Here is a 16,315-nt window from a genome sequence, read left to right on the forward strand (position 1 = left end):
TAGCACTCATAGGTAACAGCGTAACAAATAAGCTATAGCAAATACTATAACTCACTGTAATACATATAAATAGGAATCCCCCGGTTTCAAGCTCGGCTCAATATACTTCTATATTTAATATATAAAATTAGCAATATTTATTAAATAAAGTAATATTAATTAATCAAGATATGAAAAATAGCATCATCTGGAAGACTAAACCTATTGGGGATCATAGGTTTCTATAACGTTGAATAATATTTTTTATCACGTATTCGGTAAGGGAGTTCCGGCCGCTTAGTCCGAGCTTGCGGGCAATATTATACCGGTGGTTTTCGACGGTTTTAACACTGATGTATAGATCTGTTGCGATCTCTTTGGTATTCTTTCCTTCAGCGATCAGTTTAATGATCCGTATTTCGGTTTTAGAGAGGTTATATTTCTCCTGCAGGGAGGCGGGCATGCCTTCGTCCTGTTCAGGTTCAAACACCTGGCGTTCGCCCCTGAAAATGGAAAAACGGGTGAGCCGTGCCCTTACACTTAGTAAGAGCTCCTGCCGTTTAAAGGGCTGCACCATATAATCATCAGCGCCCAGGTTCATAGCCATACGCATATCCTCACGGCTCTCCCTGAGGCCGATGAAGATCAGCGGAATATGCGCCAGGCGCTGATCATCGCGTACTGCCATCAGGAAATGATGTCCGCTTGTATCACGCAACGTGGAGCCGCAAATGATCAGATCAGGCAATTGGTCCAAACAGATCTGCAATCCCTCCTCTGCGGACTGCGATGAAAGGACCTTATAGTCCTGCAACTCCAGCAGCTGGGTTACTTGATTGATGAATGAATGACTCCCGTCTACCAGTAATATTTTACGAGAGACTTCATTCATCAGACAATATGTTTGTACACTTCTGCATAGGCCGGATCAGCGGAGCGTTCGGCTACCCTGCTACACATGATTTTGATGTTAACGCCAACGGCGGTTTAGATTTGTTTACCATAGTTTGATTCGTGGGCAAGGGATAAATGCGCCAAATAATTTTAAATTTTTGTTATACAATGGTTTACATCAAGCTCAGATGTACATGTCCTCCATACGTAAATATGATGCAAGATAACGGGCATCAATAAACGATAAAAGCACAGTATTGCTTAAAATAGGTACTAACCCCCAAAATAGCATTATTCGAATTAGGTACTAGCTCCCAAAAATGGGTACATATACTCATTTTAGGGGGTTTTTCTAAAAAAACCTCCACTGACTGACTGTACTTTCTGAAATTTGCAAAACAACCAAAATTAAAGACCGCAACGCCCTGAACGAAATTCTATTGAAGAATAACAAAACAATAACAAAAAATAAACGTACTCTCTATAACTCAAAACTAACAGGATTAGCTTGCGAAAGCAAGTTTTCATAGGATAGTTATCAGCCCCGTCCCCCATTCCTGGGGGACAGTTATTTTAAGCTTTCCCGTATAGTTATCAGCGATAGATCAGGCACTTATCCATAAAAAAACAAGAGACGCTTTATCATTTGACAAAGCGTCTCTTGCGGATATACATTACAGTTACAAGCCTGTTAATCAGCTGATTCTTTACCTACGATCCTGTAACCGGTAACATTGTTGTTACCATCCCTTTCTTCCTGGTAATACATGCCATCCGGCGATACGTACATGGTTTGACCATTGATCTCTACCTTACGGCTGTTCTGGGGCAACTCCTGAATAATACCCTCATCTGAGGGGGTATTACCCGAAGGGGCCTGATCATTATCCCCGCCTGTATTCAGCTGTCCGTCCTTACCTACGATCGCATAGCGGCGCTGATTCTGCTTGATCACCTCCTGGTAGATCGTACCCTTATACTCGTAGTAGGTATTACCGTCGATCGTCACTTCCCTGGCGCCGGATGGCAGGCTGGGCACATCTGCACCTACCGGTGGTTCGGCCACTTCATACTCCTTATTGTCGCTGGAACGCTGGTAAAAGGTACCATCATAGTAGTAATAAGGGCCCCAGGCCGTACCCAGTGTAATGAAGCCGTATGGCAGCACACCCAGACGGAATCCGATGGGGTAATAGTATGGATAATACGCTCTTATATAAGGCCTTGGATAATAGTGTACCACGGATGGACGATAGTAATAGCCGCCGCCGAAATGAGCGCCCACAGCTACCCTTGCTCCGCCTCCGTAAAAATGCCCGCCTACGCTGATACGCCGCTGAGCTAACACGCTGTCTGCTGAGAATGTGCTTATGAAGGCTATAAGCGCACCCAGTATCAATAATCTCCGTTTCATCTTTTTAAAGTTTTTATTGTTGATTGGCGTTAAATATTGCTTTTGGTAGATTAGATGATGGTGGAAAGGGAAGGTTTAATGTTGTAACAGCTAAAGAAACTTTAAAGTTTGAGGTTTGAAGTTTGAGGTTTGAGGTTTGAAGTTTGAGGTTTGAGGTTTGAGGTTTGAGGTTCGTTGGAGGTTGGAGGTTCAGGGCAAGTAAGCCAGGCAGGCATGCTTATCCTAACTTCTAACTTGTAACGAACTTCAAACCTCAAACTTCAAACCTCAAACCTTTTAGTTATTTTTTATATAATGAACTGTTATTCAAGTCAATGCAATAATCTGTGATCCAGCTTCCGGCTACGTCTACATAGAGGATATTGGGCTTGTTATGGGAATTAACGATGCCGCTGGCGATCCATTCGCTGAGCGCAGGCGGCAGCAGGCGGTTCCCTTTGGCAGAGAGGTCCAGGATGGTTTCATTCTTTTTCAGGGCATTGGCCAGGAGGATCACGCCACTCACCAGGGCGCCTGTCTTATCCGGCCGGTAGCCATTGCAGATCAGGGCAGCCTCCTGCCCGCTTTGGGTAAGCTGCCAGTCCAGCCGTACCAGGTCGTTCTCCCTAACCCCGTCCTTCATATTGCTAAAAAAAGCCTGCTGAGCGGCCAGCATTTTCTGTATGTCATTGGTGGCGGCATACTTACGGCGGTAGTTGATAAAGGCGCCGGAAGCGTCTGCAATGGTGCAGGAATCGATGGCTCCGTTATGGTAGGCGCGCTGTTCAAATACCACGATCACCTTACCCGCCAGCTCTTTCAGCCTGAGGTCCCGCAGCTTCTTCGCGGGATGGCTGTAGAGATGCTCTCCCAGCTTAGCCATCAGCGTATCTGCGATGGAAGCAGTGGGAACGTCGGCATCGCAGAAGTGACTGAAATTCAGTATCACCGTTTCCATTTTGTTTTCATCGAGGAAGCTGCGCAGCCCATCCAGCACGTCTGAGAACTTTTCCCCATAACCGGCGCCCACGGCGTCTGCGTCGCAGTCTGACTGTGCGTGCTTGGTGTACAACGCTTTATTGAACATTCCTATCCGGAGATCGAACATACGGATGCCTTCCTGCAGCTGGGATTTAACGGGCAGCTGCTGCGTGAGGGTATTACAGCTGTTGATGGCGTCTTTCATTTGTCCGCCCGTACCACTGAGCACCGACATCCCCGCATCATGCGAACCGGGGATAACGATGTCTTTCAGGCTGAGATCTGCCCTGTTGGGATGGAAGAGGTCCTGCATCCAGGAGGCGGGATTATAGCTGGCAAAATAGCTGAGATAGAAGCGGTTATCAGCGCCCGTATAGGCCATGATAAAGTTATTGCTGTCCAGCTCACACACTGCCACCGGGTTATTGGTGGTAAAGTAGGCAGGCAGCACTTTCTTTCCACCAGGCGCTGCATCGTCTGCAGCGGTAGTGTAATAAATGCGGTTATCGTTTTTGGGCCCTCTCCAGATATAGAACAGGTAACGGGCGTCCCATACATGATAGAGGGCAGGCGCCGCGCCTGTTTCCGCGTCTTCCAGGCGGCTCGGGCGTTTCCAGGCGGCATCATGGAGATTGTAATCTGCGTAGTAAATATTCTGCTCCTTGTAGCCGCGCCAGCAGAGCCGTACGTCCGTATCCGTAAGACTGACAATAAAAGGATAATCAGCCGCCTTGATGTTGTAGATCTCTTCTACATTGGCTTCCTTGAATACGCCGTTCATATCCGGTTCCAGCAGCGCGTACAGCAGCGTGCTCCTGTCTGCCGCGTGAGACGCGAGCATTAGCTGGCCGTGCACTGCGGTGGTAGTAAGGCCGTAAGACAGCGACCAGGGGCCGTCTAACTGCTGTACCAAAACATCCTGCGTATTAAAGCTGGTATCGGAATTATTGATCACATAGTGCAGGCCGCCGTTGGGGCTTATCCACAAGAGATAGAGCCGGTCGTTCAATACCTGCAGCACCGGGGCAAAGCTGCTGCTGCTATTCTCTATCCTCATCACGTTTTGTACAAAGGCAGTATCGTGACGCCGCCCCAGGAAACAGGCATTGATAGCGCCTGTAGCGCCACTCTCTTTCCATGCCACAAAATAACCGCCGTGAAAGCTGGTAATATCAATTGCTTTATCTGTAGCTGCCTGCGGAAGAAAATTAACGGGCGCGGTAAAGGAAAGGTTCTGTGCCTGCAGGCCAATTGCATAACAAAACAGGGCCCCTAACAAGAGAAATCTGGTCATAGTGGTTTGCCTCATCTTTTTTATAACAGCGCCCGCGTGATATTGTTTAAACCTTTTATATAGCTAATGCGTTAACTATCAACATCCTTTAATACTTGTTGTATGCGGCGCTCTCTACTGTTGCTATCTGCTCTGCTTTTACTGTTGCAGCCCTCCTTCGCGCAGGATGCGCATTACTGGTCAAACAATTATGGCCCTGGCGTTTTTCTCACACCGGGATCGGTGATCGCGAGTAACCGCGACAGCGGGGTACTGTTCTATAACCCTGCTTTGCTTAGTCTTTCCAACAAGAACAAGATCGCCATCAGCACTATCAGCGCCAATATTTACCAGCTCGAATCCATCAATATCAGGAACGGGGCGGGTACTGGAAAGCACCTGCGCTCACAGTCCGTACGTATCGTTCCACAGATGTTGTCGGGTAGTATTTCGCTGGGTAAGAAAGCGCCGGTGGTGATCGCCTATGCGCTGATCAATGCACCGGGATTGCGCTATCAAAGCTCGCAGCGGCGGGATGAGAAGCTTAATGTGCTGGACGACAGTTACAGTCCGGGCACGGAATATTATGTTGGCGATTATATCATTGAGAACCGGGTGAGCGAGACCTCCGCCCTGCTGGGCACGGGGTTCAGGCTTTCTTCCCGCCTATCTGCCGGCTTTTCCATGGAAGCGGACGTACACCAGCAGCGCTATAACGTTACCAGTAATGCCAGGGCCCTGGCTAACCGCGACATCGACAGCTCGTCCCTCCCGATCGTAAGCAGCGAAGCTTATTACCTGGCGAACTATATAAATGTAGGCCTCCGGTTCAAAGCCGGGCTGGCATACACCGCAGGCCGGCATCACCTTGGGCTCATGGTGACCTCACCGCTGGTGCATCTATGGGGGCGGGGTAGTATCGTGAGCGATTATATGCTCAGCAATATCCAGGATCCCTTTGCTAAAGACTTTTATGATTTCATGGCCAGCACCCGGCAGGAAAGTCTAAAGGCCAGGTGGAAAATGCCCCTGAGCATTGCCGCAGGTTACGCTTACGACTATGGCCGTGGACAGCTTTATTTTGCCACGGAATATTTTCTGGGTGTAAAGGACTATAACATCCTGACACCCCGCAATGAAGCCTTTGTACGGCCGGATACGGGCGACAACCGGGTGTTGACCGAATCACTGATCCGCCTGCACGATGCCCGCACGTCTGTCATCAATTTTGCTATAGGCGTCAGCTATCTCTTAAAACCCAGCATCACAGCCTATTGCTCGGTGAGAAGCGACATGAGCTATGCTGACCTCCATAAATTCGCAAGCCTGAGCGGCTATGAAGCATTTACCGCTCACTGGAACAATTATCACCTGGCGCTGGGCGCTAATTTTAAACGCCAAAAATTCAATTTCCGCACAGGATTCCTGCTGGCCTATGGGCGTACGGGCGCTTATCCGCAGGATGTTAACTTTGACCAACCCAACGAAAATAACCTGCTCCTGGGAAACCCTGTAAATACTGTGGCTCACCGATTTTCAGCAGGTTTCATGCTCTCTTACATCCACAATATGTAACTTGCCGCGGTAAAATCATTCCATTGGCAAACGAGTATGTTCTGGACGGTATTGACGGCCCTGGCCTGAGCAACAGCATGATTCTCAAACACAGTGCAGCGGGCATTGATACCGGTGCAAAAGGTTTCATGGATATTATGCCCGGGCACATCACGGTGAATGAAGGCACTTTTATTTTCCCCGAGGGTTTTCCTTCCGTAAGGGTAGCCCTGCAGGAGCAGCGGCTGCGGCTTTCCTGCCAGTGTAATGGACCTGAAGAACGGCTTTGTCAGCACCAGGCGCAGGTGCTATACAATATCGTGAACCGGGATGAGCTGCGGATCTTCTTTGATGAAAAGCTGCGGAACGAAAAGATCAGGAAAGCCGCGGCAGATTATGGGCTGGAAAAGGCGCCAGACCCCTCGCAGTATTTCCAGGTGGAGCTGGTGAATAAAAAAGCCGTAATACGGCCCGCTATGCCGGGACTATTGCCGATTACCAGGGACAGTTTTGGCGCGCTGCAGGAGGCGCTTTTCAGCAATGCCGCTCCTACCCTGCCCCGCGGCGCTTCGTGGACACCAGACACCGTTCGCTGCATCGTGATCCGGCAACACAAATACTACAAACACCTGAACATAGCGCTCTATGAGGCTGCCACTACCAAAGACGGAAAAATAAAGCACCCGCTTACACTGCTGCAACCCATGGATTATATCTGGGGCGTAGATGATCCGCGGCAGATCCGCTTCTTTACTGCCATCACCCGCTTCCAGCAAGCAGAAGGCGGCAAACGCTCCGCTGCAGATATTGAGAGCCTGCAGGCCATCATCGCCAATCCCCTGGAATTAGCTTTCTACTATCATAACAGTGATGTTTCAGAGCACGTTTCCGTCTCCTCGCTGGTGCCTGTAAGGCTGAGCACCTTAAAAGACCCCATATCCCTTACCGTGAGCCAGCAAGGCCCTTTCTATGAGCTGGAAGGACATCTGCACATCGGCGGCAGCAGGCTGCCTTTGCAAACGCTGCAGCTGCGGTATTCCTATTTCATACTCAGCGAAAGCTCCCTCCTGCTGGTAAATGATCTACACCTGCTGGATATAATCGACTTCTTTAAAAAACACACCGGGCCGGTAAGCATCCACGAAACAGGCTATCCTGCCCTGAAACGCAACATTCTCTCCCGCCTGGAGAACAAGGTGCAGATCAACTATTCCTACCTGCCGCCCGCCTCTCCTGCCCTGGCGGAACAGCATGGTTTTAACGGGCCACCGGAAAGGATCATCTATCTTTCAGAGCTGGGCAATTTCGTGATGATCAACCCGGTGATGAGATACGGGCAGGTAGAGATCCCGGTGCTCAGCAAACGGCAGATATTTGGCGTAGATGCGAAAGGAAAAGAGTTTGCCGTGAAACGCAATGATGCAGCGGAGATCGCCTTCACCGCCCTGCTTATCCGCCAGCATCCCTACTTTGAAGAACAGCTGCAGGATGGACAACTGTATTTCTACCTCCATAAAGAACGCTTCCTGCAGGAAGAATGGTTCCTGCAGGCATTTGACGAGTGGCATCACCAGGATATTACGGTCCTGGGCTTTAACGAGATCAAAGGCAACAAGCTGAACCCGCACAAAGTGCGTATAAGCATTGAAGTGACCAGCGGCGTTAACTGGTTCAACACCAGGATCGATGCCCGCTATGGCAAAAGAAGGGCCAGCATTAAACAGCTGCAGCGGGCAGTGATTAACAAAAGCCGCTTTGTACAGCTGGACGATGGCACCCTGGGCATACTCCCGGCTGAATGGCTGGAGAAGATGGCTGGCTTTTTCCAGGCGGGCGAAGTGGAAGACGATATGCTGCGCACGCATAAGATCAACTATTCCGCTATAGAAGAATGCTATGACCAGGACATGCTCTCGCCTGATGTACTGCATGAGCTCAGCGTCTACCACGCAAGATTTGCAGGCTTTGAATCGATACAGGAAGTGGAAGCGCCGCCCGGACTGGAAGGCATTCTTCGCCCTTACCAGCGGGAAGGATTGAACTGGCTGAATTTCCTGGATGAGTTCAACTTTGGCGGATGCCTGGCAGATGATATGGGCCTGGGCAAATCCTTGCAGGTGATCGCCTTCATTCTTTCACAACGTAAAAAGAGGGCGAAGAATACGAACCTGATCGTGGTACCTACTTCCCTGATCCATAACTGGCAGAACGAGGTGCGGAAGTTTGCACCGGGCCTTAACATGCTCACTCTTTATGGCGCCGACAGGGTGAAAGATACCCGCTATTTCGATGATTTTGAGATCATTCTTTCTTCTTATGGCACCTTGCTGGCCGACATCTCTTTTCTGCGAAAATATACCTTCAATTATGTGTTCCTGGATGAATCGCAGCACATCAAGAATCCTTCTTCCCAACGATACAGAACCGTTCGCCAGTTGCAGTCCCGTAACCGCATTGTTATTACCGGCACACCGGTAGAGAACAGCACCTTCGACCTCTATGGCCAGCTTTCTTTTGCATGCCCCGGTTTGCTGGGCAGCAAGCAATGGTTCAGGGACACCTTTGCGGTGCCTATAGAAAAGTTCAAAGACAGCAAGCGTGCGGCAGAACTGCAAAAGAAAATACATCCTTTTGTGCTGCGGCGTACCAAACAACAGGTAGCAGCAGAACTACCCGACAAAACAGAGATGACCATCTATTGCGAAATGCAGGAAGAGCAGCGCAAAATATATGATGCCAGGGAAAAAGAATTGCGGGAATACATTGAATCCTGCCCGGTGGATGAGCTGAAGAAGAACCCTATGCACGTGTTAAAAGGCATTACCCGCTTACGGCAGATCTGTAATTCACCGCTGCTCCTGAATGATGGCAGCGCCTACAGCGAAGCCTCCGTGAAGATCGACGTGTTGCTCGAACAGATCAGCACTAAATCAAAGCAACATAAAATACTGATCTTCTCCCAGTTTGTAAGCATGCTGAACCTGGTGGGAAAAGCTTTGCGCAGCAAACATATCCCCTTTGCCTACCTGACGGGCAGCACGCGCGACAGAGAAGGCGTAGTCACAGATTTCCAGTCGAACAACGAGGTACGCGTGTTCCTCATCAGCCTGAAAGCCGGCGGTACCGGGCTTAATCTCACCGCTGCCGATTATGTATATATTGTAGATCCCTGGTGGAACCCGGCGGTAGAGAACCAGGCGATCGACCGGTGCCACCGTATAGGGCAGGACAAGCACGTAGTAGCCGTCCGGCTGATTTGCCAGAACACCATCGAAGAAAAGATCCAGCAACTACAGGCATCTAAAAAGGAGCTGGTGAATGAGCTGGTAAAGACAGACAGCACCATGCTGAAATCACTCAGCAAAGCAGACCTGATCTCTTTATTGAACCATCCAAAGTAACATCATGGAAAGACTGATCCAGACCATCCAACACTTTATCAAACTCAGCGAAGAAGAACAACAGCAGGTAGCCAGGCTCTTTAAAGAAAAGCAATTTTCAAAAGGCGAATACTTTTTGCACGAAGGCAGCGTCTGTAGGAATGTAGGATTTATACAATCCGGACTGGTGAGGTATTTCATCAATAAAGACGGACAGGAGCTTACCGGTGAATTTGGCAGGGAAGGAGAATTTGTATGCAATTATTCCAGTTTCCTGGATAGCTCGGTATCAGAAGAAAGCATTCAATGCCTGGAAGATACCCGCATGCTGGTGATCACATTTGACGACCTGCAGGTATTTTACAATACCATTGCCGAAGGCAATAAATTTGGCAGGCTGGTAGCTGAATCTATGTTTGTATACGCCAAACGGAAGATCGCTTCCATGTACAGCGACCCGCCGGAGACTCGCTATTTGCAGTTCCTGGAGCTCTATCCGGATTTACAGCAACGTATCCCGCAGTATTACATTTCTTCTTATGTGGGCGTAAAACCGCCTTCCCTGAGCCGTATACGTAAGAGATTATCACAGTCCTGAGCTTAATTAACCCAGGTGAACGGAATTAGGAAAACAGCGCCGGATCTTTGTACTATTCATCAAAAAACAAGTACAATGACAACTGCATTCAAATCTATCGCCTGGTGGCTCTCTTTCATCTCCGGCCTGACACTGGTATTTATCGGCCTGCGCTTTTTTATAGTACCGGAAGCGGCAGAAACCGCGTTTGGCATTCACCTGGATACCCGCGGCAATTTTTCTTTCCATTATATCAAAGCGATACGTGATACTTTCTCAGGCGCCATACTCATTGCCCTGCTGCTGCTAAAAGAGTGGCGCGCGCTGGGTATTACTTTACTGCTGGGCAGCATTATTCCTACGGTAGATATGAGTATTGTGCTGTCTCAGCCGCATTATGAAACCGCCGCAATATATCCACACCTTTCTGCTATTATTCTTTGCATCGGATTAGGGATCGTTTTTTTGCGACATAATAAATGACCAACGACCCTCTCTTGGTATAATCATTGCCGCCCTGAACCCATAAGCTGGCATATGATCTTACGACCGAAAAAAACACTGACTGAAGAAGAAGTTGAAAGGGGCCTGAAGCTCGTGATCGGGGATGGCCTTGCTGCGGAGGCGATGACTACCCTTACCAGTGGTGCATTCCTCGTGGCTATGGCGCTGTTGCTGGGCGCGAACAATTTCCAGATCGGCTTGCTGGCCGGCCTGCCCACTTTCACCAATCTCTTTCAACTGCTTTCCATCTGGCTGGTGCGGCGTTTCAACAACCGCCGCGCCATTGCCGTCTTATGTGGTATCCTGGCCCGCGTGCCCCTGCTGATCATCGGGTCTATTGCCCTGTTTGCTCCTCATGCTTCCTCTATTCAGCTCATTATCTTCTTTCTGTTCTTTTACCAGTTCTTTGGTTCTATAGCCGGGCCCAGCTGGAATTCCTGGATCAAGGACCTGGTGCCGGAGAACCGGATGGGGGCCTATTTTTCAAGGAGAGGCAGCTATACACAAACGCTGAATGTGATCCTGAGCTTTGCCGTAGCCTTGCTGGTAGACTATATAAAAAAGCGTTACCCGCAGTATGAACTGGCCACCTATGCTACCATGTTTATTGCCGGAGGATGTATCGGGCTTTTTGGGGCGTTCATCCTTTCGCTGGCCCCAGAGCCACAATCGTACATGGCCAGGGATAATATCTTCAAGCTGCTGAAGCGCCCGCTGCAGGACAGTAATTTTCGCAGTCTGCTGATATTTAATTCAGCCTGGGTGTTTGCGCTGAATATTGCCACCCCTTTCTTTACCGTGTTTATGTTAAAGGGCATGGGCCTATCGCTTTCCTACGTCATTGGTCTCACGATCGTTAGCCAGCTATGCAGCATCCTTACCATCCGCGTATGGGGCTTGTTTGCAGACCGGTACAGCAATAAAACAATTATCAGTATTGCCGCGCCGTTATACATTACCTGCATCATAGCGTGGTGTTTTGTGGGGATTTATTCTCAGTTATATGCCAACCTCATCCTGCTGGTAGCCATCCATATTGTGACTGGCGCATCTACATCGGGCATCAATCTTTCGCTGACCAATATTGGTTTAAAGCTGGCGCCCAGGGAAGAGGCCGTGGTATATCTCTCCGCTAAGAATATTATCACTGCTTTCTTTTCATCTATTGCCCCGCTCATCGGCGGTTTCCTGGCGGATTATTTCAGTCAGCGGCATCTCAGTATTGATACTACCTGGGGCAGCCCCGAATTTCAGAAAACGCTGCACCTGGTATCACTACACGACTGGAATTTCCTCTTCCTGCTGGGCGCACTGCTGGCCCTAATAGCGCTGGATCTGCTGGGTTGGGTAAGGGAAACCGGCGAAGTGAAAAAAGACATTGTGGTACGGGTAATGCGTAGTAGTATCAAGAATAACCTGAAAGATTATTTCATTATCGGTAACCTGCTCAGCTGGCATTCACAATTAAAGGCCATTATCAAGCGGAAAAGTTCGTAGGTACTTTAGGCCGCTCCAACAAATAGGTATGCAGGAGCGCTTGCATGATCTGTTTATACAGCGCTAAAGCCCGTTCCATTTTCTTTTCTGCTATTAATGCCAATGCCTGTTGCAGTTCCTGCGTGTACAGGTTGCGCCAGATCTCTTCGTGATCAGGATGTGATTGTATGGCCAGGCAGACAGGACGCGAAAGGTGGTAATACATTTCATACAGCGCGTGCCCGCCAGGCTGCTCCAGCATATAATCATCGCGGAAATTGCGGAGGAGATCCAGCTGCTGTGCTGCGTTCTTTTTGGCGTAACGGCCCGCCAGTTCCCGGAGGATGCAGATGCTGGCGCCGCCCGGGTCATCAGGGTTGCAAGGGGGATCGCATTGTCCGTATTCCATATAGATACCACGGCCCTGCTGATCTTCACCCGCTACTTCCAGTATGTTCTGATAACGTTTAAGGAGATTAGGATGCGTAGTATTATACCCGAAATGGAAAATGAGACCGCCACATTCGTCGAGGTCCAGCAAGGTTTTGAGCCGTTTTATTCCCCAGAAATACCCGCGATGTACTTTTGACAGCACGAAATGATGCTTGCCATTATAGGTGTGCTCCACATGATTTCCTATAAGCTCCCAGCACTGATCCAGGCTTACTTTTACATGATCGCTGCTGATATAGCCGTCTTTGAAAAACAGCAGGTCGGGCAGGCCGTTTACATCTGTTGTGTGCTCACAGGGTGCCAGGATGATCTTCCTGCTGAGCGGGTCTGCCGTCTTAGTCAATCCGTAGCGAAAGCTGATGCCCGAGAGGCCGGGATAAGTAGCAATGCAGTCCCGCAGGGCCTGTTTGGGCAGGAAAACAGCTGCTGTTTCTTCCGGAAATTTTGCAGCGAAGCCTTTACTGAGGTCCTGGAATTCAGCAGCCGCGATCAATTTACCGATGGAAGCCAGCGGGGCTCTTTTAGGCATGATCATGGGGGAGTGCATTTAATGGTTACAGAATAGGTACAGACAATGATGCCAAGGTAAGGATAATTACGCAGCACCGTTTGTCCATTTTAGCGAAACCGCATCAGGGCTGGGTTCCCATCGCCTTCCGGATCTCTTCATCCGATAAAGGAGCGGCAAATACTTTTATTTTGTCCATGTAACCATGGAAGATCCGGGAAGCCGGGAATTCTTCGTTGCGGCCAATGTTCCACCTGTTGGTAACAGAGAGGTTCACCGTCTCTTCCAGCCGGGTGCTGGCGGCCAGCCGGCCATCGATATATAGTTTCAGGCTGTTACCATCACAAACCCCGGCAATGTGGTGCCAATGGTTTTGCCAGTTGGCAGGCAATGCTGCACTTACATCTCCCCTGCCCCAGCCTCCTGCGAAGAAGGTGAGCGAGCTGTTGCCAACTACCTGTAACACATCTACGTCACCTTTGGTGAAAAGATCTACCAGGTGATCACCGGCGGCGGTAGGAAATACCCAGGCCATCATGGTGATGGTGGTATCCATAACATCCAGGCTGGGCGAATTAGGCACTTCTATAAAGCAATTGCTGCCCAGCAGCAGCTTTGCAGAACTGTCTGCCTGCTTGCCTGTGCGCATAATATGCCCGTGATTGAAGAAGCCGGAGCGATCGTATACCTTATCAGTTGTTTTGCCATCCAGTTCAAGGTCTAAGAGCAATGTAGCGGTATGATCATCATACACGCGGAAGGACTGCTGAAGATCGTATAGCCGCAGGGTATACCAGGCTGCAGCTGTTAGCCGGAACCTGCGGGAGAGCTGTTTGTTGTCGCCCGGCTGCAGGCGCACTTTTTCTGTGGAGATCAGGCTATCGCCCAGCATGAGCGGTACATCAAACTCGCGGGCTTCGCCACCGGTGTTCTGGATAGTGAAGGAACATTGCTGCCAATCGCCTGCTTTAACAAGGCGTCGAAAGGCAACATCGCTCAGCTCAGGCTTATCAGGGTAAGGATGCGCCGGTTTTACCACTGTAATGGCCATGGTGGCGGCCTCATTCAAAATTAACTGTGCATTACCCGGTTGGTACAGGCGGCAGGGAATAGAGTCGATAATGGTTGCTCCGCTATCTACCAGGCAATTCTTATGAGCATATTCCTTACCGTTCACTTTAAGCTGGAGCTGCTGTGTGCCAATGCTGCCCTTATTATGTAATGAAAAGCGTATCCAGAAAAGCTCATGCGGTTCCACCTTTTCTTTGGAAACGGTATACTGCTGAAGCGTAAAATCCGGTGCTCCTGCTGATGGTATTTGTTCAGGCAGTGACCATTGGGCAGGAGTAGCGGAAGTTTCAAATACGATCGTCCCACCCTGAACAATACGTGTATGCGGTATAGTAATCCTATTGTAGGGTTTTTTATTAACCGCCATTGACTGGATGTAAGGATAAGCGCCATTACGTTTGATCTGCAGCGTACGGCCGTTCTGCAGGTGGATACGTAAAGAGCGGAACAAAGGCGCTCCAATGGTATATTCCGGGCGGCCAGGGCATGCGGGATAGATGCCAATGGCGCTGAAGATATACCAGCTGGACATTGATCCCAGGTCGTCATTGCCGGGCAATCCGCCGGGTGTGGGAGCAAAGCGCGTTTGCAGTATGTTCCCTATCCATTGCTGTGTTTTTTGCGGAGCGCCGGCCGCATTAAAAAGCCAGGGAATGTGAAATACGGTTTCATTATCAAAGATGATCTGCTGGCTTTTCAACGCTTCGTCCAGTTGTTCTGTAAAGAGTTTGCTCCCTCCCATGAGGTTCACCAGGTCTTGTTCGTGATGCGGTACAAAGTAAGTGTAGATCCATTGGTCGCCTTCTTTATAGCCGGTAGTGCCGGGTTGCAGTTTAAATGTATTGCCTTCACGGGGTAAGAGAGACATTTCGCCCGGGTGGAAGAGCTGCCTGTAGGCATAGCTGCTTTGCATAAAGCGGCGCTCATCTTCTGGCCTGCCGGCAACCTTTCCGGCGAACTGCGCCAGCGCCCAGTCATCATAGGCATATTCCACTGTGCGCGTTACTGATTCGGGGTAAGAGAAGGGAATGTAGTCTTGCTGGCGGAAGGCGGGCATATCCTGCTGCAGGTAGGGCGTATCTGCAATGCTCTTTTTCATGGCGGTATAGGCCAGTGCAGCATCAATACCGGTAATGCCTTTGAGATAACTATCCACGATAATCGGCACGGCGTGATTGCCGGTCATGCTTTCAATGGGCAGATGCCCTGTTTGCTGGTAAACATCCAGCATAGAAAGCATCATCTCCCGCTGCTTATCAGGATATAAAAGGGATAGTAAAGGATGTAATGAGCGGAAGGTATCCCAGGGAGAAAAGCCGCCGTACGCCTTCCTGTTGGTAACGGTATGTACTTTCCCGTCTGCGCCGCGGTAATGACCATCTACATCCGAGACTACCCAGGGTAGCAGGCAGGCGTGATACAGGGCGGTATAAAAGATGGTCTTATTGGTGGCGCTGCTGTCGGCGATGTCAATAACGGATAATACTTTCGCCCAGGCAGCGCGGGTGTTTTCGCGGAGCTGGTCAAAGCCTTTGTTCAGCTCTACGGCGATATTACGTTCTGCACTTTCCTTGCTTACCCTGGACGCGCTGATGCGGAGCAGGATCACTTTCGCTTCGGAGGCAGCAGGCGCAAAGCGCAGGAGATAACCGCCTTTTACAGGATCCTTGCTGATATAGGGCTCACTGAAGCGAAGCGCTGTATGAGCGTTGCTGCTCTCGTTGATGAACAATTGTGGTTTTACACCTGCGGAAAAGGTGAAACGGAACATCCCTCCTCTTGTGGTAGCAGTCGCTTCCACCCGTGTGTTGTTATCCCGAAAAAGCACACTGTAATAACCAGGCCTGGCCATTTCATCCTGGTGAGAAAAACGGCGCTTGTATTGTCCGGTATGAAAGCTTTCGCGACTGTCTACAGGCATTACCAGCAAACTCCCTGCAGAACCACCAGGGAAACCACTGTTGTGATGCAGGCAACTAAAATAATAGATCGTGCTATCGTTATAGTCGTAGCCGTTGGCGCCGCTCACCCGTGTTTCGGGCGTCAGCTGTAAATAGCCCCAGGGCGCTACAGCGCCAGGGTAGGTGCCTCCATCGCTGCCCCATTTGGTAGGCACGCTGCTTTTGGCAGTTCCGATGAAAGGGTTTACGTAATCAACCCGCTCCCGGGTTTGCGCCAGCAGGCGCTGTGCAACAACCAGGAAAAGCAAAATGAATATAAAGCGATGATGAAAGCCTACGAATGAATGCAAGTTCACTGTTTTTAAGACGGT

General features: G+C 49.7%; 10 protein-coding genes. 5 read left to right on the plus strand and 5 right to left on the minus strand.

The genetic code is table 11. The features are described from left to right. Positions 1-211: 211 nt before the first annotated feature. From ACR9Y8_RS04425 to ACR9Y8_RS04435, 3 genes are all read right to left on the minus strand, one after another. Positions 212-871, minus strand: a complete 660-nt coding sequence (locus ACR9Y8_RS04425; RefSeq protein WP_481212024.1) for a response regulator transcription factor — start codon at positions 869-871, stop codon at positions 212-214. A gap of 693 nt (positions 872-1,564) precedes the next feature. Beyond that, positions 1,565-2,287, minus strand: a complete 723-nt coding sequence (locus ACR9Y8_RS04430) for a DUF6515 family protein (protein ID WP_481212025.1) — start codon at positions 2,285-2,287, stop codon at positions 1,565-1,567. A 280-nt stretch (positions 2,288-2,567) separates the two neighbouring features. Further along, entirely contained in the window at positions 2,568-4,541 is a 1,974-nt protein-coding gene (locus ACR9Y8_RS04435; protein WP_481212026.1) for a phosphatidylinositol-specific phospholipase C domain-containing protein, read from the minus strand. A gap of 102 nt (positions 4,542-4,643) precedes the next feature. On the opposite strand from ACR9Y8_RS04435, the gene ACR9Y8_RS04440 reads away from it, so the two are divergent. The 5 genes from ACR9Y8_RS04440 to ACR9Y8_RS04460 all read left to right on the plus strand — a co-directional run bounded on the left by ACR9Y8_RS04440 (position 4,644) and on the right by ACR9Y8_RS04460 (position 12,032). Continuing rightward, complete coding sequence (locus tag ACR9Y8_RS04440) at positions 4,644-6,095, plus strand: hypothetical protein (RefSeq protein WP_481212027.1); 1,452 nt, start codon at positions 4,644-4,646, stop codon at positions 6,093-6,095. A 23-nt stretch (positions 6,096-6,118) separates the two neighbouring features. Beyond that, the gene (locus ACR9Y8_RS04445; RefSeq protein WP_481212028.1) at positions 6,119-9,475 is read left to right on the plus strand and encodes a DEAD/DEAH box helicase; all 3,357 of its coding nucleotides are present in this window, start codon (positions 6,119-6,121) and stop codon (positions 9,473-9,475) included. Positions 9,476-9,479: 4 nt separating this feature from the next. Then, on the plus strand, positions 9,480-10,052 hold the full coding sequence (locus ACR9Y8_RS04450; RefSeq protein ID WP_481212029.1) for a Crp/Fnr family transcriptional regulator: 573 nt from the start codon (positions 9,480-9,482) through the stop codon (positions 10,050-10,052). 75 nt (positions 10,053-10,127) lie between these two features. Continuing rightward, positions 10,128-10,514 (plus strand): DUF4267 domain-containing protein, encoded by a 387-nt coding sequence (locus tag ACR9Y8_RS04455; protein ID WP_481212030.1) that lies wholly within the window; start codon positions 10,128-10,130, stop codon positions 10,512-10,514. 54 nt (positions 10,515-10,568) lie between these two features. Beyond that, complete coding sequence (locus tag ACR9Y8_RS04460) at positions 10,569-12,032, plus strand: MFS transporter (protein WP_481212031.1); 1,464 nt, start codon at positions 10,569-10,571, stop codon at positions 12,030-12,032. On the opposite strand, the gene ACR9Y8_RS04465 is transcribed toward ACR9Y8_RS04460, so the two are convergent. Beyond that, positions 12,013-12,999 (minus strand): CFI-box-CTERM domain-containing protein, encoded by a 987-nt coding sequence (locus tag ACR9Y8_RS04465; RefSeq protein WP_481212032.1) that lies wholly within the window; start codon positions 12,997-12,999, stop codon positions 12,013-12,015. The two genes, ACR9Y8_RS04460 and ACR9Y8_RS04465, sit on opposite strands and share 20 nt — an antisense overlap. Positions 13,000-13,096: 97 nt before the next feature. After that, entirely contained in the window at positions 13,097-16,294 is a 3,198-nt protein-coding gene (locus tag ACR9Y8_RS04470; RefSeq protein WP_481212033.1) for a GH92 family glycosyl hydrolase, read from the minus strand. Between the last annotated feature and the right edge of the window lie 21 nt (positions 16,295-16,315).

This window comes from Chitinophaga sp. SVR4-12A (genome assembly GCF_056754765.1).

Excerpts from the sequence above, each read along its gene's own strand:
- ACR9Y8_RS04425 (WP_481212024.1), bottom strand. The coding sequence starts at position 871 with ATGAATGAAGTCTCTCGTAAAATATTACTGGTAGACGGGAGTCATTCA.
- ACR9Y8_RS04430 (WP_481212025.1), bottom strand. The coding sequence starts at position 2,287 with ATGAAACGGAGATTATTGATACTGGGTGCGCTTATAGCCTTCATAAGC.
- ACR9Y8_RS04435 (WP_481212026.1), bottom strand. The coding sequence starts at position 4,541 with ATGACCAGATTTCTCTTGTTAGGGGCCCTGTTTTGTTATGCAATTGGC.
- ACR9Y8_RS04440 (WP_481212027.1), top strand. The coding sequence starts at position 4,644 with ATGCGGCGCTCTCTACTGTTGCTATCTGCTCTGCTTTTACTGTTGCAG.
- ACR9Y8_RS04450 (WP_481212029.1), top strand. The coding sequence starts at position 9,480 with ATGGAAAGACTGATCCAGACCATCCAACACTTTATCAAACTCAGCGAA.
- ACR9Y8_RS04455 (WP_481212030.1), top strand. The coding sequence starts at position 10,128 with ATGACAACTGCATTCAAATCTATCGCCTGGTGGCTCTCTTTCATCTCC.
- ACR9Y8_RS04460 (WP_481212031.1), top strand. The coding sequence starts at position 10,569 with ATGATCTTACGACCGAAAAAAACACTGACTGAAGAAGAAGTTGAAAGG.
- ACR9Y8_RS04465 (WP_481212032.1), bottom strand. The coding sequence starts at position 12,999 with ATGATCATGCCTAAAAGAGCCCCGCTGGCTTCCATCGGTAAATTGATC.